Origin of the sequence: Polynucleobacter sp. KF022, from assembly GCF_027924105.1 — a bacterium.
In the GTDB taxonomy this organism is placed as follows: Bacteria; Pseudomonadota; Gammaproteobacteria; order Burkholderiales; family Burkholderiaceae; genus Polynucleobacter.
Genome location: NZ_AP026972.1, coordinates 30,142 through 53,002 on the forward strand (window position 1 = coordinate 30,142; position 22,861 = coordinate 53,002).

Annotated in this window: 13 protein-coding genes, 6 tRNA genes, 3 rRNA genes and 1 pseudogene; 21 read left to right on the forward strand and 2 right to left on the reverse strand. The window is 47.4% G+C overall.

The features are described 5' to 3' along the window. Nucleotides 1-17: 17 nt before the first annotated feature. Nucleotides 18-911, reverse strand: a complete 894-nt coding sequence (gene rsmI / locus PKF022_RS00165; RefSeq protein WP_281776762.1) for a 16S rRNA (cytidine(1402)-2'-O)-methyltransferase — start codon at nt 909-911, stop codon at nt 18-20. 103 nt (nt 912-1,014) lie between these two features. Here rsmI and PKF022_RS00170 point away from each other — a divergent pair, with 103 nt between their 5' ends. The 3 genes from PKF022_RS00170 to PKF022_RS00180 are packed head-to-tail and all read left to right on the forward strand — an operon-like array spanning nt 1,015 to nt 2,674. Then, on the forward strand, nt 1,015-1,617 hold the full coding sequence (locus tag PKF022_RS00170; protein WP_281776763.1) for a phosphoheptose isomerase: 603 nt from the start codon (nt 1,015-1,017) through the stop codon (nt 1,615-1,617). Between the two features lie 34 nt (nt 1,618-1,651). After that, nucleotides 1,652-2,302, forward strand: coding sequence for a BON domain-containing protein (locus PKF022_RS00175; protein WP_216231081.1), 651 nt, complete (start codon nt 1,652-1,654; stop codon nt 2,300-2,302). Between the two features lie 18 nt (nt 2,303-2,320). Next, on the forward strand, nt 2,321-2,674 hold the full coding sequence (locus PKF022_RS00180) for a c-type cytochrome (protein ID WP_281776764.1): 354 nt from the start codon (nt 2,321-2,323) through the stop codon (nt 2,672-2,674). 11 nt (nt 2,675-2,685) lie between these two features. Here the strand turns inward: PKF022_RS00180 and PKF022_RS00185 are convergent, their stop codons facing one another. Further along, the gene (locus PKF022_RS00185; protein ID WP_281776765.1) at nt 2,686-3,342 is read right to left on the reverse strand and encodes a GNAT family N-acetyltransferase; all 657 of its coding nucleotides are present in this window, start codon (nt 3,340-3,342) and stop codon (nt 2,686-2,688) included. A 490-nt stretch (nt 3,343-3,832) separates the two neighbouring features. Here PKF022_RS00185 and PKF022_RS00190 point away from each other — a divergent pair. From PKF022_RS00190 to rpoC, 18 genes and pseudogenes are all read left to right on the forward strand, one after another. Continuing rightward, nucleotides 3,833-5,365: ribosomal RNA gene (locus PKF022_RS00190) — 16S ribosomal RNA — on the forward strand. A 59-nt stretch (nt 5,366-5,424) separates the two neighbouring features. Beyond that, nucleotides 5,425-5,501, forward strand: a tRNA-Ile gene (locus tag PKF022_RS00195). A gap of 30 nt (nt 5,502-5,531) precedes the next feature. Continuing rightward, nucleotides 5,532-5,607: transfer RNA gene (locus tag PKF022_RS00200), tRNA-Ala, on the forward strand. Nucleotides 5,608-5,873: 266 nt separating this feature from the next. Continuing rightward, nucleotides 5,874-8,747, forward strand: a 23S ribosomal RNA gene (locus tag PKF022_RS00205). A gap of 106 nt (nt 8,748-8,853) precedes the next feature. After that, nucleotides 8,854-8,967 (forward strand): 5S ribosomal RNA (gene rrf, locus PKF022_RS00210). The 16S, 23S and 5S rRNA genes sit together here with 5 tRNA genes alongside, the layout of an rRNA operon. A 105-nt stretch (nt 8,968-9,072) precedes the next feature. Next, nucleotides 9,073-9,157 (forward strand) — tRNA-Tyr (locus PKF022_RS00215). Nucleotides 9,158-9,162: 5 nt separating this feature from the next. Then, nucleotides 9,163-9,236 (forward strand) — tRNA-Gly (locus PKF022_RS00220). Between the two features lie 21 nt (nt 9,237-9,257). Continuing rightward, nucleotides 9,258-9,332: transfer RNA gene (locus tag PKF022_RS00225), tRNA-Thr, on the forward strand. Between the two features lie 64 nt (nt 9,333-9,396). Then, on the forward strand, nt 9,397-10,587 hold the full coding sequence (tuf, locus tag PKF022_RS00230; protein ID WP_114637476.1) for an elongation factor Tu: 1,191 nt from the start codon (nt 9,397-9,399) through the stop codon (nt 10,585-10,587). A gap of 14 nt (nt 10,588-10,601) precedes the next feature. Further along, nucleotides 10,602-10,677, forward strand: a tRNA-Trp gene (locus tag PKF022_RS00235). 20 nt (nt 10,678-10,697) lie between these two features. Beyond that, nucleotides 10,698-11,075, forward strand: a complete 378-nt coding sequence (secE, locus tag PKF022_RS00240; RefSeq protein WP_216231084.1) for a preprotein translocase subunit SecE — start codon at nt 10,698-10,700, stop codon at nt 11,073-11,075. Between the two features lie 7 nt (nt 11,076-11,082). Further along, nucleotides 11,083-11,655: a transcription termination/antitermination protein NusG gene (gene nusG / locus PKF022_RS00245; RefSeq protein ID WP_114637484.1), complete on the forward strand. Its 573-nt coding sequence runs from the start codon at nt 11,083-11,085 to the stop codon at nt 11,653-11,655. A gap of 178 nt (nt 11,656-11,833) precedes the next feature. Continuing rightward, a complete protein-coding gene (gene rplK / locus PKF022_RS00250; RefSeq protein ID WP_068320088.1) occupies nt 11,834-12,265 on the forward strand; it encodes a 50S ribosomal protein L11 in 432 nt (143 codons plus the stop codon). Nucleotides 12,266-12,267: 2 nt separating this feature from the next. Further along, on the forward strand, nt 12,268-12,969 hold the full coding sequence (rplA, locus tag PKF022_RS00255) for a 50S ribosomal protein L1 (RefSeq protein ID WP_215348179.1): 702 nt from the start codon (nt 12,268-12,270) through the stop codon (nt 12,967-12,969). Nucleotides 12,970-13,206: 237 nt separating this feature from the next. Beyond that, nucleotides 13,207-13,722: pseudogene (gene rplJ / locus PKF022_RS00260) on the forward strand (50S ribosomal protein L10); the annotation flags it as partial. A gap of 153 nt (nt 13,723-13,875) precedes the next feature. After that, nucleotides 13,876-14,253, forward strand: coding sequence for a 50S ribosomal protein L7/L12 (gene rplL, locus PKF022_RS00265; RefSeq protein WP_068320094.1), 378 nt, complete (start codon nt 13,876-13,878; stop codon nt 14,251-14,253). Between the two features lie 226 nt (nt 14,254-14,479). Beyond that, nucleotides 14,480-18,580 (forward strand): DNA-directed RNA polymerase subunit beta, encoded by a 4,101-nt coding sequence (gene rpoB, locus PKF022_RS00270; RefSeq protein WP_281776766.1) that lies wholly within the window; start codon nt 14,480-14,482, stop codon nt 18,578-18,580. 1 nt (nt 18,581) lies between these two features. Next, a complete protein-coding gene (rpoC, locus tag PKF022_RS00275) occupies nt 18,582-22,844 on the forward strand; it encodes a DNA-directed RNA polymerase subunit beta' (protein ID WP_215360610.1) in 4,263 nt (1,420 codons plus the stop codon). Nucleotides 22,845-22,861: the final 17 nt, after the last annotated feature.

A 22,861-nucleotide genomic window follows, 5' to 3' on the forward strand; every position in this document is an offset into this window, starting at 1 on the left:
CAGCTTTTTATTTTTAGCTATTCGCTTTTTGCATCCAAGGCAATTTGGTAGGCCTCTTTTTTTGTTAATCCCAAATTTTGCGAGAGGACTGAGGCGATTTCTTTACTTCCCATATAGGGGCTTAGCGCATTGGCCCACAGCAAGAGAGCCGCATGCTCAGGAGCCTCGTCACCATTGGCTGGGCGTCCTGCAACCACAATCACAAATTCGCCCCTAAGACTCTCCGCGCTTTCAAGCCAAGCAGCAACATTTTTTGCTTCTAGAGAAACAATGTCTTCAAATTTTTTGGTGAGCTCACGACAAACTAAAAGCTGACGATCAGAATCTAAATGATTTGCCAGCAAGGCCAAAGTCTCTTTGATATGGTGTGGGGACTCAAAAAAGATGCTGGCTTTTTTGCTGCTCGAAATATCTTGCAAGAAGTTGTCACGATCTTTGGTTTTGTTGGGCCAAAAACCTAAAAACTGAAAGCGCCCTTCTGCACTATGCATCACGGATCCTGCCGCTGAAATTGCGCTAGATACTGCGCTTGCTCCAGGAACGGGAATGACTCGCAGCCCTGCTTTTTGAACTTCATTTACCAATCTTGCCCCAGGGTCTGAAACGCCTGGTGTGCCGGCATCAGAAATATAGGCCCAACGTTCATTATTGGAAAGGTGCTGGATAACCGTTTGAGCGCCGCTGATTTCGTTGTGCTCATGCAGTGCCAAACACTTCTTATGAATTCCAAACTGCTGGAGTAATGCCGCACTATGTCTTTTATCTTCACAAGCAATTCCATCAACCGCATTTAATACGTGCAGGGCGCGTAAAGTAATGTCGCCTAAATTCCCGATAGGTGTGGCCACCATGTAAAGAGCCCCAGCAGGAAGATCCTGCTGTTTTAAAAAATCAAATGAGCCAAGTTCCATGAAGCTGCCTGATAAAAGTTAAGTAATTAACAAGAGAATACGTTGCTTTTGAGATCGGGTGATTGCTGGTGAAATTGGGGCATCTTTGGCGCATAATATTGCTATGGAAAAAGATCTTAACGAACGTTTGCGCAAGCGCGCCTCCCAGCATTTTCTAGACAGCATTGCTGTTAAGCAAGAGGCTGAGAAGCTGCTTCCCGAGTCAGTTGCCCTGGGTGTATTGGCAATGGTCGAATGTCTTCGTGCTGGCGGTAAGGTAATGGCTTGCGGTAATGGCGGTTCGGCAGCAGATGCTCAGCACTTTGCGGCTGAGCTTATTGGCCGATTTGAAAGAGAACGTCAAGAACTGGCAGCGATTGCTTTGACAACTGACACTTCTATTCTGACAGCCGTTGGGAATGATTACAGCTATGACGAAGTTTTTAGCAAACAAGTTCGTGGGCTTGGAAAAAAAGGTGACATCCTGCTGGGAATTTCTACATCCGGTAACTCAAAGAATGTTGTGAAGGCAATTGAAGCTGCAAAAAAGATGGGAATCAAAATTATTGCCTTGACCGGAAATGGCGGCGGAAAAATTGCTCAGCTGCTAGATAAAGATGACATTCATTTGTGCGCACCATCAACTCGCACTGCACGCATACAAGAAACCCATTTGGTTTTACTTCACGCTTTATGTGATGGCGTAGACCATGTTTTGCTTGACTAAAAGTTATTGATACCTCAACACAGAAAAACCCCCAATGAAAATTTCATTTCTTAAAAGATTATTTCTCGCCGCTCTTATTGCGTCTCAGGTTTCAGGTTGTGCGGTAGTTGCTGTTGGTGGAGTTGCTGCAGGCGCAACCGTGATGGCAGATCGTCGCACGCCAGCTGTGCAGGCCATCGACAAGGGAATTGAATTAGAGGCAGAGAATGCTCTGTCAAAACGATTCGGTGATAACGCACATATTAATGTCACGTCATTTAACCAAAAAGTATTGCTGACTGGTGAAGTAAAGGATGCTGACATTAAGGCCGCAGCTGGGGCTTATGTAAAAGCAATGAAGAATGCGCGCTCTGTATTTAATGAGTTAATTATTGGACCCAATAGCAGCTATACATCTCGTGCAAATGATTCTTATCTAGAGTCTAAGATCAAAACCCAAATGATCTTTACTGATCAACTGCCTTCTAACTCGATGGCGATAGTGGCTGAAGGCAGCAGTGTTTATCTGATGGGTATCTTGACCCAGGGCGAAGCAGATCTTGCGAAGAAGGTTGCCAGCAATACCAATGGTGTCAAAGATGTTTATGTTTACTTTGACATTATTTCTGATGCAGAAAAAGTGCGCTTAGAAAAACAAGGTAAAGCCGATCAAGAACAACCAAACAGCCCGCCAAAATTTCAATAATTTTTTTGAAGGTGGCTAATGTTTAAAAAGCGAGTAGCTGTAGCAACAATTTTTTTGTTTACATCGCTCGCTTTTTTCGCACCTATTGCGCAAGCAAGCGCTGAAGATGAAAAAGCATTCTCCATTGCAAAACAAAACGCTTGCTTAGGTTGTCATGCAATCAATAAAAAAATTGTTGGCCCAAGCTTTCAGGCGGTTGCAGAAAAATATAAGAGCGATCCAAATGCTCAAACATTTTTAAAAAATAAAATTGCCAAAGGGGGCACGGGCTCTTGGGGCGTTGTGCCAATGCCTGCAAATGCAAAATTGAATGAGGCGGATCTATCTGCATTAACAAGTTGGATATTGCGTGGCGCACCCAACAAAAATTAATGCAGAATTAATTAACGCGCGAGTCCGGGTCTACCCAAAAACCACCACCATGCTTGATTGGATTGCTTGAGGTTTTTCTTTAGTACGTAATCCATATCAGCCCACTGTTCGTTTGCAGCTTCTTCCACAATGGTTGCGGGACTTGCCGGTGGTAACTTTAAGCAGGCATCGGCATCACCATAAGCAAACTCAACTGTCATGCCAGCCTTTTGCGCCAAATGCATCATTGCCTTATTGTTTGCAAGGCAGTGAACAAACAGCGTTTCAATGCGAGTATTGCGCGAATGGACAGCTGAACGTTGCAATAGCGCTGTGCCTAAGCCCTGTCCACGCCCTTCTGGCAAAACAGAGACACCAAATTCAGCAGCTCTCGCTTGTCCTTTATGTTCTGGCAAATAGGCCAGATGTGCCATGCCAATGAGTTTTAAGTCCAAATCAAATACGCCAAAAATAGAGTCTTTATTGAAATCAAGGTGTTTTACATAGTGGCGAATGACTTCATCAGGGGTTTGTGTGCCAAAGCGTAAGCGCCTATCTTCATCATTTAGTTGTAGCAAATGATTCAGGATCTCTTGCCTGTAACCTGCGTGTAGCTCGCGAACGGGCACAGCCTGCCCTGCCGTATATGGGCTAGCAGGTAAGTGACTATTCGCTAATTTATTGTGCATAGCAATATATTAGCAGGAATTAGAATAATTTTCAGGGTTTTCCCTAACATGTGGCTTCTATGCCATTAGCCATGAAGCGGGGCTTAAAAAGAGGATAAATTCCTCAACCCACCCACAAAAAACTTAAAAATAGAGAGCATTTAGAAAAAAAGATAAATTTTTTTTGAAAACTAACCCATTGTTTTTATTGAATTAATTTAAAAAGTAGGAAAAAACCCTGCCTTTTTTGAGTAAAAGAGTACGAAAGGTGTTGACGACCCTGAAAAAGTGGGATATAGTCTCACCTCTCTGCTGAATGTTTTTTGAAACAAGAAACAAGTCAGCCCTCTTTAAAAATTAGTCAACCGATAATTGTGGGTACTAAGTGAAAGCATCCAGTCCTTCGGGACAGATGTAAATAAATAGTACTCATAGACAGTAAAAAGATTTGGTTTTATTACCAAGTCAATTTCTTGAATGAGTGCGACGATCCGCAAGGATCACAGGAATTGAACTGAAGAGTTTGATCCTGGCTCAGATTGAACGCTGGCGGCATGCCTTACACATGCAAGTCGAACGGCAGCACGGGTGCTTGCACCTGGTGGCGAGTGGCGAACGGGTGAGTAATACATCGGAACGTACCTTATCGTGGGGGATAACGCAGCGAAAGCTGTGCTAATACCGCATACGCCCTGAGGGGGAAAGCGGGGGATCGAAAGACCTCGCGCGATTAGAGCGGCCGATGCCTGATTAGCTTGTTGGTGGGGTAAAAGCCCACCAAGGCGACGATCAGTAGCTGGTCTGAGAGGACGATCAGCCACACTGGGACTGAGACACGGCCCAGACTCCTACGGGAGGCAGCAGTGGGGAATTTTGGACAATGGGGGCAACCCTGATCCAGCAATGCCGCGTGAGTGAAGAAGGCCTTCGGGTTGTAAAGCTCTTTTGTCAGGGAAGAAACACCGGCTCTAACACAGTCCGGGAATGACGGTACCTGAAGAATAAGCACCGGCTAACTACGTGCCAGCAGCCGCGGTAATACGTAGGGTGCGAGCGTTAATCGGAATTACTGGGCGTAAAGCGTGCGCAGGCGGTTATACAAGACAGGCGTGAAATCCCCGGGCTTAACCTGGGAATGGCGCCTGTGACTGTATAGCTAGAGTGTGTCAGAGGGGGGTAGAATTCCACGTGTAGCAGTGAAATGCGTAGATATGTGGAGGAATACCAATGGCGAAGGCAGCCCCCTGGGATAACACTGACGCTCATGCACGAAAGCGTGGGGAGCAAACAGGATTAGATACCCTGGTAGTCCACGCCCTAAACGATGCTGACTAGTTGTTCGGGATTTACATCCTGAGTAACGTAGCTAACGCGTGAAGTCAGCCGCCTGGGGAGTACGGTCGCAAGATTAAAACTCAAAGGAATTGACGGGGACCCGCACAAGCGGTGGATGATGTGGATTAATTCGATGCAACGCGAAAAACCTTACCTACCCTTGACATGTCACTAACGAAGTAGAGATACATTAGGTGCTCGTAAGAGAAAGTGAACACAGGTGCTGCATGGCTGTCGTCAGCTCGTGTCGTGAGATGTTGGGTTAAGTCCCGCAACGAGCGCAACCCTTGTCTTTAGTTGCTACGCAAGAGCACTCTAAAGAGACTGCCGGTGACAAACCGGAGGAAGGTGGGGATGACGTCAAGTCCTCATGGCCCTTATGGGTAGGGCTTCACACGTCATACAATGGTGCATACAGAGGGTTGCCAACCCGCGAGGGGGAGCTAATCTCAGAAAATGCATCGTAGTCCGGATCGTAGTCTGCAACTCGACTACGTGAAGCTGGAATCGCTAGTAATCGCGGATCAGAATGTCGCGGTGAATACGTTCCCGGGTCTTGTACACACCGCCCGTCATACCATGGGAGTGGGTTTTGCCAGAAGCCGTTAGCCTAACCGCAAGGGGGGCGACTGCCACGGCAGGGTTCATGACTGGGGTAAAGTCGTAACAAGGTAGCCGTATCGGAAGGTGCGGCTGGATCACCTCCTTTCTAGAGAAAAGATGCTGGATCTATAGTGCCCACACTTATCGGTTGACAATAAAAGCCACGGGTCTGTAGCTCAGCTGGTTAGAGCACTGTGTTGATAACGCAGGGGTCGTAGGTTCAAGTCCTACCAGACCCACCACCAGCCAGAAACAAGACTTAGTGGGACGTTGGGGGATTAGCTCAGCTGGGAGAGCACCTGCTTTGCAAGCAGGGGGTCGTCGGTTCGATCCCGTCATCCTCCACCATCATCTAAATGTCAAAACTAAGCAATTTTTTATTGTTTAGTTTTGCCATTTATGGCTGTTCTTTAAAAATTTGAGTAAGCAAAGTGTCAAATGTTTCTTTGAGAGGACATTTGACAATGTAATAAGGGTAAAGATTGAATCATCAATCAGTAATACAAACGAGTTTTACCAAGTTCTTAACAAAGTACTTACAGTTTGGATTACGGCAAACATGTCAGAAGTAGAAGTAAACCTGTAACAGGTACTAGCAATGGTGCTCGTTATAGGATCAAGTGAATAAGTGCACATGATGGATGCCTTGGCGATTACAGGCGACGAAAGACGTTATAACCTGCGATAAGCCCCGGGGAGCTGGTAAATAAGCTTTGATCCGGGGATTTCTGAATGGGGAAACCCACCACTTTTGTGGTATCCATACCTGAATACATAGGGTATGAGAAGCGAACCTCGTGAACTGAAACATCTAAGTAGCGAGAGGAAAAGACATCAACCGAGATTCCCAAAGTAGTGGCGAGCGAAATGGGAAGAGCCTTCTAGTGATAGCTCAGTAATTAACAGAATGGAATGGAAAGTCCAACAATAAAGGGTGATAGTCCCGTATGTGAAAATTATTGGGTGGTACTAGGCTAGAGACAAGTAGGGCGGGACACGTGAAATCCTGTCTGAATATGGGGGGACCATCCTCCAAGGCTAAATACTCGTAATCGACCGATAGTGAACAAGTACCGTGAGGGAAAGGCGAAAAGAACCCCGGGAGGGGAGTGAAATAGATCCTGAAATTGTGTGCATACAAACAGTAGGAGCCTCGTAAGGGGTGACTGCGTACCTTTTGTATAATGGGTCAGCGACTTACATTCAGTAGCAAGCTTAACCGAATAGGGAAGGCGTAGCGAAAGCGAGTCCGAATAGGGCGCTAGTTGCTGGGTGTAGACCCGAAACCAGTTGATCTATCCATGGCCAGGTTGAAGGTGCGGTAACACGTACTGGAGGACCGAACCCACTAACGTTGAAAAGTTAGGGGATGAGCTGTGGATAGGGGTGAAAGGCTAAACAAAACTGGAAATAGCTGGTTCTCTCCGAAAACTATTTAGGTAGTGCCTCGTGTATCACTGTAGGGGGTAGAGCACTGTCATGGTAGTGGGGTCCATTGCGGATTACTGCGCCATAGCAAACTCCGAATACCTACAAGTGCAAGCACGGGAGACAGACATCGGGTGCTAACGTCCGGTGTCAAGAGGGAAACAACCCAGACCGCCAGCTAAGGTCCCTAATATATGCTAAGTGGGAAACGAAGTGGGAAGGCTAAAACAGTCAGGAGGTTGGCTTAGAAGCAGCCATCCTTTAAAGAAAGCGTAATAGCTCACTGATCGAGTCGTCCTGCGCGGAAGATGTAACGGGGCTAAGCATATAACCGAAGCTGCGGATCACAGTAATGTGATGGTAGGAGAGCGTTCTGTAAGCCTGTGAAGGTGTCTTGTAAAGGATGCTGGAGGTATCAGAAGTGCGAATGCTGACATGAGTAGCGATAAAGGGGGTGAAAAGCCCCCTCGCCGTAAGCCCAAGGTTTCCTGTTCAACGTTCATCGGAACAGGGTGAGTCGGCCCCTAAGGCGAGGCAGAGATGCGTAGCTGATGGGAACAAGGTTAATATTCCTTGACCATTGTTAGATGCGATGGGGGGACGGATCGCGGAAAGTTGTCCGGGTGTTGGAAGTCCCGGTTCTTGCGTTGGAGATGGCTATTAGGTAAATCCGGTAGCGTAATTCAAGGGCGTGAGACGAGCGAATTTATTCGCGAAGCAATTGGAAGTGGTTCCAAGAAAAGCCTCTAAGCTTCAGTCTAACAAGACCGTACCGCAAACCGACACAGGTGGGCGAGATGAGTATTCTAAGGCGCTTGAGAGAACTCAGGAGAAGGAACTCGGCAAATTTGCACCGTAACTTCGGGATAAGGTGCGCCCTTGTAGTTTGACCGTGAACAACGGGAGGACGAAAGGGTTGCAATAAAAAGGTGGCTGCGACTGTTTAATAAAAACACAGCACTCTGCAAACACGAAAGTGGACGTATAGGGTGTGACGCCTGCCCGGTGCTGGAAGATTAAATGATGGGGTGCAAGCTCTTGATTGAAGTCCCAGTAAACGGCGGCCGTAACTATAACGGTCCTAAGGTAGCGAAATTCCTTGTCGGGTAAGTTCCGACCTGCACGAATGGCGTAACGATGGCCACACTGTCTCCTCCTGAGACTCAGCGAAGTTGAAATGTTTGTGATGATGCAATCTACCCGTGGCTAGACGGAAAGACCCCATGAACCTTTACTGTAGCTTTGCATTGGACTTTGAATCGGTCTGTGTAGGATAGGTGGGAGGCGTTGATAACAGGATGCTAGTTCTGTTGGAGCCAACCTTGAAATACCACCCTGATTTATTTGAGGTTCTAACCTTGGCCCGTTATCCGGGTCGGGAACAGTGCATGGTAGGCAGTTTGACTGGGGCGGTCTCCTCCCAAAGTGTAACGGAGGAGTACGAAGGTACGCTTGGTACGGTCGGACATCGTACCTAAAGTGCAATGGCAAAAGCGTGCTTAACTGCGAGACCGACAAGTCGAGCAGGTGCGAAAGCAGGTCATAGTGATCCGGTGGTTCTGTATGGAAGGGCCATCGCTCAACGGATAAAAGGTACTCTGGGGATAACAGGCTGATACCGCCCAAGAGTTCATATCGACGGCGGTGTTTGGCACCTCGATGTCGGCTCATCTCATCCTGGGGCTGTAGCCGGTCCCAAGGGTATGGCTGTTCGCCATTTAAAGAGGTACGTGAGCTGGGTTTAAAACGTCGTGAGACAGTTTGGTCCCTATCTGCCATGGGCGTTGGAGATTTGACGGGGGCTGCTCCTAGTACGAGAGGACCGGAGTGGACGTACCGCTGGTGTACCTGTTGTTTCGCCAGAAGCATCGCAGGGTAGCTATGTACGGAAGAGATAACCGCTGAAAGCATCTAAGCGGGAAACTTGCCTGAAGATGAGATCTCCCGTAGGTTTAACCTACATAAAGGGTCGTTGAAGACCACAACGTTGATAGGTCGGGTGTGGAAGTGCAGTAATGCATTAAGCTAACCGATACTAATTGCCCGTTAGGCTTGATCCTATAACCAGCACTATTGTGTTGGATGTTTGCCAGATTTAATCTGCATCCTTATTACATGCTTACTCAAATAGAGTTGTTGATTTAATCAGCAACTCGACCCTCTACGCCCGGTGACCATAGCGAATTGGAACCACTCCTTCCCATCCCGAACAGGACAGTGAAACGATTCTACGCCGATGATAGTGCGGATTACCCGTGTGAAAGTAGGTAACTGCCGGGCACCAATGCGACGCCCAGACCCTTTTAGGTCTGGGCGTTTTTACTTGTGCAAAGCGTTTAGAGAGATTGACAGAAACTCCATTTGGAGTCAGAATATTGGGTTCGCGGAGGGGTGTCCGAGCGGCTAAAGGAGGCAGACTGTAAATCTGTTGGCTACGCCTACGTAGGTTCGAATCCTACCCCCTCCACCAGATGTGCGGGATTAGTTTAATGGTAAAACAGCAGATTTCCAATCTTCGGTCAAGAGTTCGATTCTCTTATCCCGCTCCAGAATTTGTTGCATTAGATTACGCCCATGTGGCTCAGTGGTAGAGCACTCCCTTGGTAAGGGAGAGGTCGGCAGTTCGATCCTGCCCATGGGCACCATGTTTGGTTTTATTAATTATGTATTTCGTGTTTGGTTTAAGAGTTAACTAAAGGCAGATTAAAAATGGCAAAAGAAAAGTTCGAGCGGACAAAACCGCACGTAAACGTAGGCACCATCGGTCACGTTGACCACGGTAAAACCACATTGACAGCAGCAATCGCAACCGTGCTTTCTAAAGCATTCGGTGGCGAAGCGAAAGCATACGATCAGATCGATGCTGCTCCAGAAGAAAAAGCACGTGGTATTACGATTAATACAGCGCACGTTGAGTATGAGACAGCGAACCGTCACTACGCTCACGTGGATTGCCCAGGACATGCTGACTACGTTAAGAACATGATTACTGGTGCTGCTCAGATGGACGGCGCAATTTTAGTTTGCTCTGCTGCTGACGGCCCAATGCCGCAAACTCGTGAGCACATCCTCTTGGCGCGCCAAGTGGGTGTTCCTTACATCGTCGTGTTCTTGAACAAGTGCGACATGGTTGATGACGCTGAATTGCTCGAGTTAGTTGAAATGGAAGTTCGTGAGCTTTTATCTAAGTACAACTTCCCTGGCGATGACACACCAATCATCCAAGGTTCTGCTAAGTTAGCTCTCGAAGGCGACGAAGGCCCATTGGGTAAAGAAGCCATCATGAAATTGGCTGAAGCATTAGACAGCTACATCCCAACTCCAGAGCGTGCTGTTGACGGCGCGTTCTTGATGCCAGTAGAAGACGTGTTCTCCATCTCCGGTCGCGGTACTGTTGTTACAGGCCGTATCGAGCGCGGTATCGTTAAGGTTGGTGAAGAGATCGAAATCATCGGTATCAAACCAACACTCAAGACCACTTGTACTGGTGTTGAAATGTTCCGCAAATTGCTCGACCAAGGTCAAGCAGGCGATAACGTTGGTATCTTGTTACGCGGTACAAAACGTGAAGAAGTTGAGCGCGGCCAAGTATTGGCTAAGCCAGGTTCAATCACTCCACATACTCACTTTACAGCCGAGGTTTACATCTTGGGTAAAGACGAAGGTGGCCGTCATACTCCATTCTTTAACAACTATCGTCCACAGTTTTACTTCCGTACAACGGACGTAACTGGTTCAATCGAGTTGCCAAAAGACAAAGAAATGGTAATGCCTGGTGATAACGTAACAATTACCGTAAAACTCATCGCTCCTATCGCGATGGAAGAAGGTTTACGTTTTGCGATCCGTGAAGGTGGCCGTACTGTTGGCGCCGGCGTGGTTGCAAAGATTTTGGCTTAAGTAGTTTTTTATAAAGGGGTGTAGCTCAATTGGCAGAGCGTTGGTCTCCAAAACCAAAGGTTGGGGGTTCGATGCCCTCCGCCCCTGCCACGATTTGAACTGAAAGCAATATGTCTCAACAAACAGCAAGTCAATCTGAAGAAAAAAGCAGCTGGGTCTCTGGACTCGCTGCTTTAATCGTTGTCGCCGCGTTAGTGCTTTACTACACGCTGGTTGACCAGTCTATGTTGGTTCGCCTGGCTGTTTTGTTTGGCGGTATTGCGGTTGCAGTTTTAATTGTGGCGATTTCACCGGATGGGCGTCGCTTTATCGCCTATGCCAAAGATTCTTGGTATGAAGTAAAAAAGGTTGTTTGGCCGACTCGTAAAGAGACTACCCAAATGACTCTAGTCGTATTTGGCTTTGTTCTGATCATGTCCTTGTTCTTATGGATTGCAGACAAATTGATTGAATGGCTAGTTTTTTCAGTCTTTTTAGGCTGGAAGTGAGTAAAAAATGATTGATTCTGAAGTAGCCGCAAATCCACAAGCTACCGGCAATATGCGCTGGTATGTTATTCATGCTTATTCCGGAATGGAAAAGAGCGTGAAAAAAGGCCTTGAAGAGCGTATTGCACGTTCTGGTATGCCTGAGAAATTTGGTCGTATTTTGGTTCCCTCCGAAGAGGTTGTGGAAATCAAATCCGGTACAAAATCAGTTTCTGAGCGTCGCTTCTTCCCAGGATACGTCCTGATTGAGATGGAAATGACCGATGAGAGCTGGCATTTGGTGAAAAACACGCCAAAAGTGACCGGTTTCGTAGGCGGCGTTCGTAACCGCCCAAGCCCGATTTCTACTGCAGAAGTCACCAAAATCATGGATCAAATGCAGGCTGGGGTTGATAAACCTAAGCCCAAGACCTTGTTTGAGGTGGGTGAGATGGTTCGCGTTAAAGAAGGTCCGTTTACAGACTTTAACGGAAACGTTGAGGAAGTGAATTATGAGAAGTCAAGATTGCGCGTTTCTGTTACAATTTTTGGCCGCGGTACCCCAGTTGAGCTGGAGTTCGGCCAAGTAGAAAAGATGTAAAAACAAGGACTTAGTCCAGTTTTGCAGTGCAGTGGCGGTAGAAGTAAAAACAGTTTTAGATGGTTATTTAGTTTTTGTATTTAACCGAGGAGCGGAGCTAGAAAGCCAAAAACTAGCGAAGCGTTTACTCAACAGCGGTCTTTCCTAATGAGGTTAGGCGCGCTTTTAGGAGCAACACATGGCAAAGAAGATTATTGGCTTTATTAAGCTGCAGATCCCTGCAGGTAAAGCAAATCCATCACCTCCCGTAGGTCCAGCATTGGGTCAACGCGGCCTCAACATTATGGAATTCTGTAAGGCGTTTAATGCTCAAACTCAGAGCATGGAACCTGGCCTACCAATTCCAGTCGTGATTACAGCGTTCGCTGATAAGAGCTTCACATTCATCATGAAGACTCCTCCAGCAACCATCATGATTAAGAAGGCTGCGAAGATCGAAAAAGGATCACCACGTCCCCATACCGATAAGGTTGGTTCAATTACTCGTGCTCAAGCGGAAGAAATCGCTAAAGCAAAAATGCCAGACTTGACAGCAGCCGATATGGACGCAGCTGTTAGAACTATCGCTGGTAGCGCCCGTTCCATGGGCATCACTGTGGAAGGTCTCTAATCATGACTAAGTTATCTAAACGCGTAAAAGCAATTCAATCTAAAGTTGATCGTAACAAGTTCTATTCATTAGATGACGCATTGAACCTCGTTAAAGAGTGTGCAACTGCTAAGTTTGATGAGTCTATCGACGTTGCTGTTCAGTTGGGTATTGATGCTAAGAAATCTGACCAAGTTGTGCGTGGCGCAGTAGTGCTCCCGGCTGGTACAGGTAAGCATGTTCGTGTTGCTGTTTTTGCACAAGGTGAGAAAGCTGAACAAGCTAAAGCTGCTGGTGCAGAAATCGTTGGCATGGAAGATCTTGCTGAACAAATTAAAGGCGGCAAAATTGATTTTGATATTTTGATCGCATCTCCAGACACAATGAAAATTGTTGGTACTTTAGGTCAAGTATTGGGCCCACGTGGTTTGATGCCAAATCCAAAAGTTGGAACAGTTACTCCTGACGTCGCTACTGCAGTTAAAAATGCAAAAGCTGGTCAAGTTCAGTTCCGTGTGGACAAAGCCGGTATCGTGCACGCAAGCATTGGCCGTCGTTCATTCGAACCAACTGCATTGAAATCCAACTTGCTCGCATTGCTTGAGGCTTTGAATAAAGCAAAACCTCCTGCATCTAAGGGCATCTATTTAAAGAAGGTTGCCGTAAGCAGCACCATGGGTGCAGGCGTACGCGTAGACCAAGCATCGTTACAGGCTGCAGCTTAATTAGCTTGTAACAAAAAAGAACTTTGGGTCGACTCCCGCTCTTTGAGTGAGAGTCGAACATCAAAGACCGTTGGTGAATTAGTTGCTATTACAGAGTTAATTCTTAATCGTTACGAAAGTAATAGCCAGCGCAGATGGCGACCCTGAAAAGATTTTCACAAGAGACTTTGTGAACAAATGATCAGACGCTGGTGTGTAACCCCAACTGGAAACAGTTGGTTTTTATGGAGTTAAACCGTGCCTTTGAATGTACAAGACAAAAAAGCGATTGTTGCTGATGTCGGCGCTCAATTGGCTGGAGCCCAAACTGTCGTGCTCGCTGAATACCGTGGTATTCCAGTAGAGCAGTTGACAAAGCTACGTGCTAGCGCACGTGACCAAGGTGTATATCTTCGCGTTTTGAAGAACACATTGGCACGCCGTGCTGCACAAGGCACACAGTTTGAGCCTCTTGCTGATTCGATGGTTGGCCCCTTGATTTACGGCATTTCTGCTGATCCGATTGCTTCGGCAAAAGTATTGCAGAGCTTTGCTAAGACTCAAGACTTGCTAGTCATTAAAGCTGGCTTATATAACGGCAAGTTGTTAGACGTTGCAGGTGTAAAAGCTCTCGCAACAATTCCAAGCCGCGACGAGTTGTTATCTCAGTTGTTAGGTGTGATGTTGGCACCGGTATCTGCGATGGCTCGCGTATTGGGCGCAGTAGCAGCACAAAAGGCAGCTGGAGCACCCGCTCCCGCAGCAGCACCTGCAGAAGCAGCAGCCCCAGCAGCAGTAGCCGCTGAAGCCGCTCCAGAAGCAGCCGCTGAGCCTGCAGCCGCAGCCCCAGAAGCTGGAACAGAAGCAAACAAAACCCCTGCCGCTGAATAAGCGACAGATTAACTATTTAAGTATTAGGAGCTAAAAATGGCGATTACTAAAGAAGAAATCATTGATGCAGTAGGTAGCATGTCCGTTATGGATTTGAACGACTTGGTTAAAGCGTTCGAAGAGAAGTTTGGAGTTTCAGCTGCAGCTATGGCTGTTGCTGGTCCTGCTGGCGCAGCTGGTGGCGATGCTGGTGGTGCAGAGCAAACAGAATTCACTGTTAACTTGCTCGAAGCTGGCGCAAACAAGGTTTCAGTAATTAAGGCAGTTCGCGAAATTACTGGTCTTGGCTTGAAAGAAGCTAAGGACTTGGTTGACGGTGCACCGAAGCCAATCAAAGAAGGCGTTGACAAGAAAACTGCTGAAGAAGCTAAGAAGAAGCTTGAAGAAGCTGGCGCTAAAGCAGAACTTAAGTAATAAACACACTGCTGGCGCCTCTCAAAAAGGGGCGTTAGCCATGTTGGGTTTGACCTCTAGAGGTCAAACCCGATTTCATTTCTGATTGAAATCGGGTTTGCCTTCTGATACGACTGCAGAATGCAAGTTTGGTCGGACACTAGATCTATCGGTTTAGTGTTGTCCGCCAGTGATTGGTAGTGGCCAATCGCCAAATCTTTGTACAGTCGCTGAATTCGGAGATGAAATGAACTATAGCTTCACCGAACGCAAGCGAGTCCGTAAAAGCTTTGCTAAGCGAGTAAACAACCACCAGGTTCCGTACCTGATCGCAACGCAGCTGGAATCCTACGCTAAATTTTTACAGGCTGATAAGCCGGCAATGTCTCGTCTTACTGAGGGACTTCAAGCTGCCTTTACATCAGCATTCCCAATTGTGTCTAACAACGGCTATGCACGTATGGAATACGTGTCTTACCAGTTATCACAGCCACCATTTGACGTTAAAGAATGTCAACAACGTGGCTACACATACCACTCTGCCTTACGCGCAAAAGTTCGCTTGATTATTTATGATCGCGAAGCGCCTACTAAGGTTAAAGAGGTAAAAGAGAGCGAAGTCTACATGGGTGAAATTCCACTCATGACAGAAAACGGCTCTTTTGTAATCAACGGTACTGAGCGCGTGATCGTTTCTCAGTTGCACCGTTCCCCAGGCGTGTTCTTTGAGCACGATAAGGGAAAGACACATAGCTCAGGTAAGTTGCTGTTCTCAGCGCGCATCATTCCTTACCGTGGTTCATGGCTCGATTTCGAGTTTGATCCAAAAGATATTCTTTATTTCCGCGTTGACCGTCGTCGTAAGATGCCTGTCACTATTTTGCTCAAAGCAATTGGCTTAAACAACGAACAGATTCTTGCTAACTTCTTTAACTTTGACCATTTCTCATTGACTGCTAATGGTGGTTCAATGGAATTTGTGCCAGAGCGTTTGCGTGGTCAGTTAGCCAGCTTTGATGTGCTCGACAAGAATGGCGTTGTAGTCATTCAAAAAGACAAGCGTATCAATGCAAAGCATATCCGCGAACTTGAAGCTGCAAAAACAAAAACAATCGCTGTACCAGATGACTATTTAATTGGTCGTGTAGTTGCACGCAATATTGTTGATCCAGACTCCGGTGAAATCTTGGCTTACGCTAATGATGAAATTACTGAAGAGTTGTTGGCGACATTGCGCGATGCAGGTATCAAGCAGTTAGAAACCATCTACACCAACGATTTAGATTCTGGTGCGTACATTTCACAGACATTGCGTACTGACGAAACTGCAGATCAAATGGCTGCTCGTATCGCCATCTACCGCATGATGCGTCCTGGCGAGCCTCCAACAGAAGATGCTGTTGAAGCCTTGTTCCAGCGCTTGTTCTATAGCGAAGATACCTACGACTTGTCACGCGTTGGCCGTATGAAGGTCAACAGCCGCTTGAACCGTCCAGAAATGGAAGGTCCAATGGTTCTGTCAAACGAAGATATTCTCGACACCATTAAGTCCCTAGTAGATTTGCGTAACGGCAAAGGCGAAGTAGACGATATCGACCACTTAGGTAATCGTCGTGTACGTTGCGTTGGCGAATTGGCAGAAAACCAATTCCGTGCTGGTTTGTCACGTGTTGAGCGTGCGGTTAAAGAGCGTCTCGGCCAAGCCGAAACAGAAAACCTCATGCCGCATGACTTGATTAACAGCAAGCCAATCTCTTCTGCTATTCGTGAGTTCTTCGGCTCTTCACAGTTGTCCCAGTTTATGGACCAAACCAACCCACTCTCAGAGATCACGCACAAGCGTCGTATTTCTGCATTGGGACCTGGTGGTTTGACCCGCGAGCGCGCAGGCTTCGAAGTGCGCGACGTGCATCCAACCCACTATGGACGTGTTTGCCCAATCGAAACTCCAGAAGGACCAAACATTGGTTTGATCAACTCACTCGCGTTATTTGCGCGTTTGAATGAGCATGGTTTCCTTGAGACTCCATACCGTAAAGTTGCTAACAGCAAAGTAAGCGACGAAGTGGTTTACCTCTCTGCGATTGAAGAAGCGAAGTATGTGATTGCTCAGGCAAATGCAACTATCGACAAGAGCGGTAAGTTGGCTGACGAGCTGGTTTCAGCCCGTCAAGCTGGTGAAACCATGATGGTTAGCCCAGAGCGCATTGATTTCATCGACGTTGCTCCTAGCCAGATCGTTTCTGCTGCTGCCTCACTCGTTCCATTCTTAGAGCATGATGATGCGAACCGTGCGTTGATGGGTGCGAACATGCAGCGTCAAGCGGTTCCTTGCTTGCGTCCAGATAAGCCATTGGTTGGCACAGGTTTAGAGCGTATTGTTGCGGTTGACTCCGGCACTGTCGTATTGGCAGCGCGTGGCGGTATTGTTGATTACGTTGACGCGAATCGTGTTGTGATTCGTGTGAATGATGATGAAACTGCAGCTGGTGAAGTTGGTGTGGATATTTATAACCTCATCAAGTACACCCGTTCAAACCAAAATACCAACATTAATCAACGTCCAATCGTGAAGGTTGGCGATCGTGTAGCCCGCGGCGACGTAGTTGCTGACGGTGCATCTACCGATTTAGGTGAGTTGGCTTTGGGTCAAAACATGACTGTGGCATTTATGCCATGGAACGGTTACAACTTCGAAGATTCAATCTTGATCTCTGAGAAAGTTGTTGCTGACGACCGTTACACCTCTATTCACATTGAAGAGTTGTCAGTGGTTGCGCGTGATACCAAGCTTGGTTCAGAAGAAATTACTCGCGATATCTCCAACTTGGCTGAGTCACAACTCTCCCGCTTGGATGAGAGCGGTATTGTCTACATTGGTGCTGAAGTTGAAGCTGGCGACGTATTGGTTGGTAAGGTAACTCCAAAGGGCGAGACAACTCTCACCCCTGAAGAGAAGCTCCTCCGTGCGATCTTCGGTGAAAAAGCATCTGACGTAAAAGATACCTCTTTGCGCGTTCCATCAGGAATGATCGGTACTGTTATCGATGTTCAAGTCTTCACCCGTGAAGGTATTGAGCGCGATGCCCGTGCACAGTCAATCATTCAAGAAGAATTGCAACGCTATCGTTTGGATTTGAACGACCAGTTGCGTATTGTTGAAGGCGATGCCTTCATGCGTTTAGAAAAACTGTTGATTGGCAAAGTTGCCAATGGCGGTCCTCAGAAATTAGCTAAAGGCACTAAGATCGACAAGGAATACCTTGCTGGCTTGGATAAATACCATTGGTTTGATGTTCGTCCAGCAGATGATGAGGTTGCCTCACAAGTTGAAGCGATTAAATCTTCTATCGAAGCGAAACGCAAACAGTTTGATGAAGCCTTTGAAGAGAAGCGCACCAAGCTTACCCAGGGCGATGATTTGCAACCTGGCGTAACGAAGATGGTTAAGGTGTACTTGGCTGTTAAGCGTCGCTTACAGCCTGGTGACAAGATGGCCGGTCGTCACGGTAACAAAGGTGTGGTTTCTAAAATCGCTCCAGCTGAAGACATGCCATTTATGGCTGACGGACGCCCTGTTGACATCGTCTTGAACCCATTGGGTGTTCCTTCCCGTATGAACGTTGGTCAGATCTTGGAAACCCACTTAGGTTGGGCTGCTCAAGGTATTGGTAAGCGTATCGACGAGATGGTTCGTCAACAAGCTAAACAAGCTGAACTCCGTAAGTTCCTCAAACAGCTTTACAACGAAACAGGCCGTATTGAAGACATCGACAACTTCACTGACGAGCAAATCACAGTATTGGCTGAGAATCTCCGCCAAGGCTTGCCATTTGCAACTCCAGTGTTTGACGGTGCTACAGAAGCAGAAATCGGACGTATGCTCGAGTTGGCTTATCCAGAAGAAGTAGCAACTTCTTTGAAGATGACGCCTTCACGTCAGCAAATGATTTTGTGCGACGGCCGTACTGGCGATCAGTTCGAGCGTCCAGTAACTGTTGGCGTAATGCACGTCTTGAAACTCCACCATTTGGTCGATGACAAGATGCATGCTCGTTCAACCGGACCTTACTCTTTAGTAACGCAACAGCCATTGGGCGGTAAAGCTCAGTTCGGTGGTCAGCGCTTTGGTGAGATGGAAGTCTGGGCCCTCGAAGCATACGGTGCTTCATATGTCTTGCAGGAAATGCTGACAGTGAAGTCCGATGACGTCGCAGGCCGTACCAAAGTTTACGAAAACATCGTCAAGGGCGAGCACACGATTGATGCTGGCATGCCCGAATCCTTCAACGTGCTGGTAAAAGAAATCCGTTCGTTGGGTATTGACATTGACATGGAGCGCAACTGATATGAAAGCATTGCTCGATTTATTTAAGCAAACGCAGGGCGAAGAGCAGTTTGATGTCATCAAAATTGGTCTCGCATCTCCTGAGAAAATTCGCTCATGGTCTTTTGGTGAAGTACGCAAACCAGAAACCATCAACTACCGGACTTTTAAGCCCGAGCGTGATGGTTTGTTCTGCGCCAAGATTTTTGGACCAACCAAAGACTACGAGTGCTTATGCGGTAAGTACAAGCGCTTAAAGTTCCGTGGCGTTATCTGCGAGAAGTGCGGTGTTGAAGTTACTCTCGCTAAGGTACGTCGTGAGCGCATGGGCCACATTGAGTTGGCAGCCCCTGTAGCGCACATCTGGTTCTTGAAGTCCCTGCCATCCCGTTTGGGTATGGTTCTCGATATGACTTTGCGTGATATCGAGCGCGTTCTCTACTTTGAAGCATATGTAGTAGTTGATCCTGGCATGACTCCTGAAGGCGCAATGAAGCGTGGTCAGATCATGTCTGAAGACGAGTACATTGCTAAGACTGAAGAGTATGGTGACGGTGCATTCACTGCCATCATGGGCGCGGAAGGTATTCGTGATCTCTTGCGTTCGATTGATATCGATCGTGAAGTAGAAACCATTCGTGCTGACTTGAAAGCTACTGGTAGCGATGCCAAGATCAAGAAATACGCTAAGCGCTTAAAAGTGCTCGAAGCGTTCCAGACTTCAGGCATCAAGCCTGACTGGATGATCATGGAAGTATTGCCAGTATTGCCACCTGAATTGCGCCCATTGGTGCCATTGGATGGCGGTCGCTTTGCTACCTCCGATTTGAACGACCTTTATCGTCGCGTGATTAACCGTAACAACCGTTTAAAGCGTTTGTTAGAGTTGCGCGCCCCAGAGATCATCGTTCGTAACGAAAAACGTATGTTGCAAGAAGCGGTTGACTCATTGCTCGACAACGGTCGTCGCGGTAAGGCTATGACTGGCGCTAATAAGCGTCCTCTCAAGTCCTTGGCTGAGATGATTAAAGGTAAGAGCGGTCGTTTCCGTCAAAACTTGTTGGGTAAACGTGTTGACTACTCAGGTCGTTCAGTCATCGTGGTTGGACCTACATTGAAATTGCATCAGTGCGGCTTACCAAAATTGATGGCCTTGGAATTGTTCAAGCCATTCATTTTTAACAAGCTTGAGACTTTGGGAATTGCAACCACTATCAAGGCTGCGAAGAAAGAAGTTGAAAGCCAGACTCCAATCGTTTGGGACATTCTCGAAGAAGTGATTCGTGAACATCCAATCATGTTGAACCGTGCGCCTACATTGCACCGTCTCGGTATTCAGGCTTTCGAGCCAATGCTGATTGAAGGTAAGGCAATCCAATTGCACCCATTAGTTTGCGCGGCATTTAACGCGGACTTTGACGGTGACCAAATGGCGGTTCACGTTCCTTTGTCGCTTGAAGCGCAAATGGAAGCACGCACATTGATGTTGGCTTCGAACAACGTATTGTTCCCAGCTAACGGCGAACCATCAATCGTTCCTTCACAGGACGTAGTGTTGGGTCTGTACTACGCTACACGTGACAAGATCAACGGTAAGGGCGAAGGCATGGTTTTCGCCAACATTACTGAAGTAGTACGTGCATACGAAGCAGGTCAAGTTGAATTGGCTTCTCGTGTTGCTGTGCGTATTACTGAGTATGAGATCGTGGACAAGAAGGCAGAAGGCGATGCGCGTTTTGCTGAGAAGACCAAGATCTATCAAACATCAGTTGGCCGTGCAATCTTGTCTGAGATCTTGCCTAAAGGCATGTCTTTCGAGGAAATCAACAAGCCTTTAAAGAAAAAAGAAATCTCACGTTTGATCAACACATCATTCCGTAAGTGCGGTTTGCGTGAAACAGTCATTTTTGCTGACCGCCTCCTGCAGTCTGGTTTCCGCTTGGCAACCAATGCTGGCATCTCTGTTGCGATCGACGATATGTTGATCCCAACATCTAAAGAGCGCATCATCACTGAAGCTTCTGCCAAGGTTAAAGAGTATGACAAGCAGTTCATGTCAGGTCTCGTAACCAACCAAGAACGTTATAACAACGTGGTTGATATTTGGGGTGCCGCAGGCGACCAAGTTGGTAAGGCGATGATGGATGAGTTGTCACACGTTGACGTACTCGACCGTAACGGCAAGACTGTTCGCCAAGAATCCTTTAACTCCATCTACATGATGGCGGATTCCGGTGCGCGTGGATCTGCAGCGCAAATTCGTCAGTTAGCTGGTATGCGTGGTTTGATGGCTAAGCCTGATGGCTCCATCATTGAAACCCCAATTACTGCGAACTTCCGTGAAGGCTTGAACGTGTTGCAGTACTTCATCTCAACCCACGGTGCTCGCAAAGGTCTGGCTGATACAGCATTGAAGACAGCGAACTCTGGTTACTTGACACGTCGTTTGTGCGACGTTACTCAAGATCTCGTGGTGATCGAAGAGGATTGCGGCGCGACTACTGGCGTAACAATGAAGGCGCTTGTTGAAGGCGGCGAGATTATCGAAGCATTGCGTGACCGTATTTTGGGTCGTGTATGTATCGGTGACATCGTTCACCCTGACACACAAGAAGTGATCGTTCCTAACGACACATTGCTTGATGAAGATCACGTTGATCAAATCGTGGCATTGGGCATCGACGAAGTTAAAGTTCGCACAGTATTGTCTTGCTTAACTCGCTTTGGCTTATGCGCTAAGTGCTACGGACGTGATCTAGGTCGCGGTGGTTTGGTTAACGTTGGTGAGGCAGTTGGTGTTATCGCTGCTCAGTCGATCGGTGAGCCAGGCACACAGTTGACGATGCGTACCTTCCACATCGGTGGTGCAGCGTCACGCGCCTTGGTTGCAAGCAATATTGAAGCCAAATCTAACGGTGCTTTGAAGTTCTCCGGCACGATGCGTGTTGTGAAGAACGCGAAGGGTGAGCAGATCGTGATTTCACGTTCTGGTGAAGCCTTGATCGTTGATGAGAACGGCCGCGAGCGCGAGCGTCACAAAGTACCTTACGGCGCAACTCTCTTGTTGAAAGAAGATGCGGCTGTTAAGGCTGGCGCAAGCTTGGCGACATGGGATCCATTAACACGTCCGATTATTTCTGAGTACGCTGGTATCGCTCGCTTCGACAACGTCGAAGAAGGTGTAACTGTTGCTAAGCAGGTTGACGAAGTTACCGGTCTTTCCACTTTGGTGGTGATTGACGGTAAGCGTCGTTCAGCAGCAAGCAAAGGCGTTCGCCCAATGATCAACTTGGTTGATGAAAAGGGCAATGAAGTCATGATCGCTGGTACTGATCATCCAGTAAACATTGGCCTCCAGGTAGGCGCTTTGATTACCGTTAAAGATGGTCAGAAGGTTGAAGTCGGTGAAGTATTGGCACGTATTCCAATCGAATCACAGAAGACTCGCGACATTACCGGTGGTTTGCCACGCGTTGCAGAATTGTTCGAAGCACGTTCACCAAAAGATGCAGCTGTATTGGCGAAAGTTACTGGAACAGTTTCCTTCGGTAAAGAAACCAAAGGTAAACAACGTTTGGTGATTACTGATATGGACGGTGAAGCCAATGAATTCTTGATTCCTAAAGAGAAGCAAGTTCTCGTTCACGACGGTCAAGTTGTGAACAAGGGCGAGATGATTGTGGAAGGCCCTGCTGATCCACACGACATCTTGACTCTCAAAGGTATCGAAGAGTTGGCAATCTACATCGTTGACGAAGTTCAAGACGTTTACCGTCTCCAAGGTGTGAAGATCAATGACAAGCACATTGAAGTTATCGTGCGTCAGATGTTGCGTCGTGTTCAGGTAACTGATCCAGGCGACACATCATTCATCACTGGTGAGCAAGTTGAGCGTTCTAAGTTGTATGACGCTAACGATGCAGTGATCGCCCAAGGTAAGCACCCAGCTCAGTTCGATAACGTGTTGCTAGGTATTACTAAGGCATCCTTGTCGACCGACAGCTTCATTTCAGCGGCTTCTTTCCAAGAAACCACCCGTGTATTGACCGAAGCCGCAATTATGGGCAAGACCGATACACTCCGTGGCCTCAAGGAAAACGTCATTATTGGTCGTCTGATCCCTGCTGGTACCGGCTTGTCTTATCGCCGTGCACGCAAGGTCAGGGAGCAATTCGAGCGTGATCGCGCTCAAATGATTGCCGCCGAAGAGGAAGCAATGGCCAATATGCCTGTAGAAATCGAGGCTGAAGTCGTTGCTCCTGCTGGGGAGGCTGATCCAAGCTAATTTGGTAATTCTGGCCA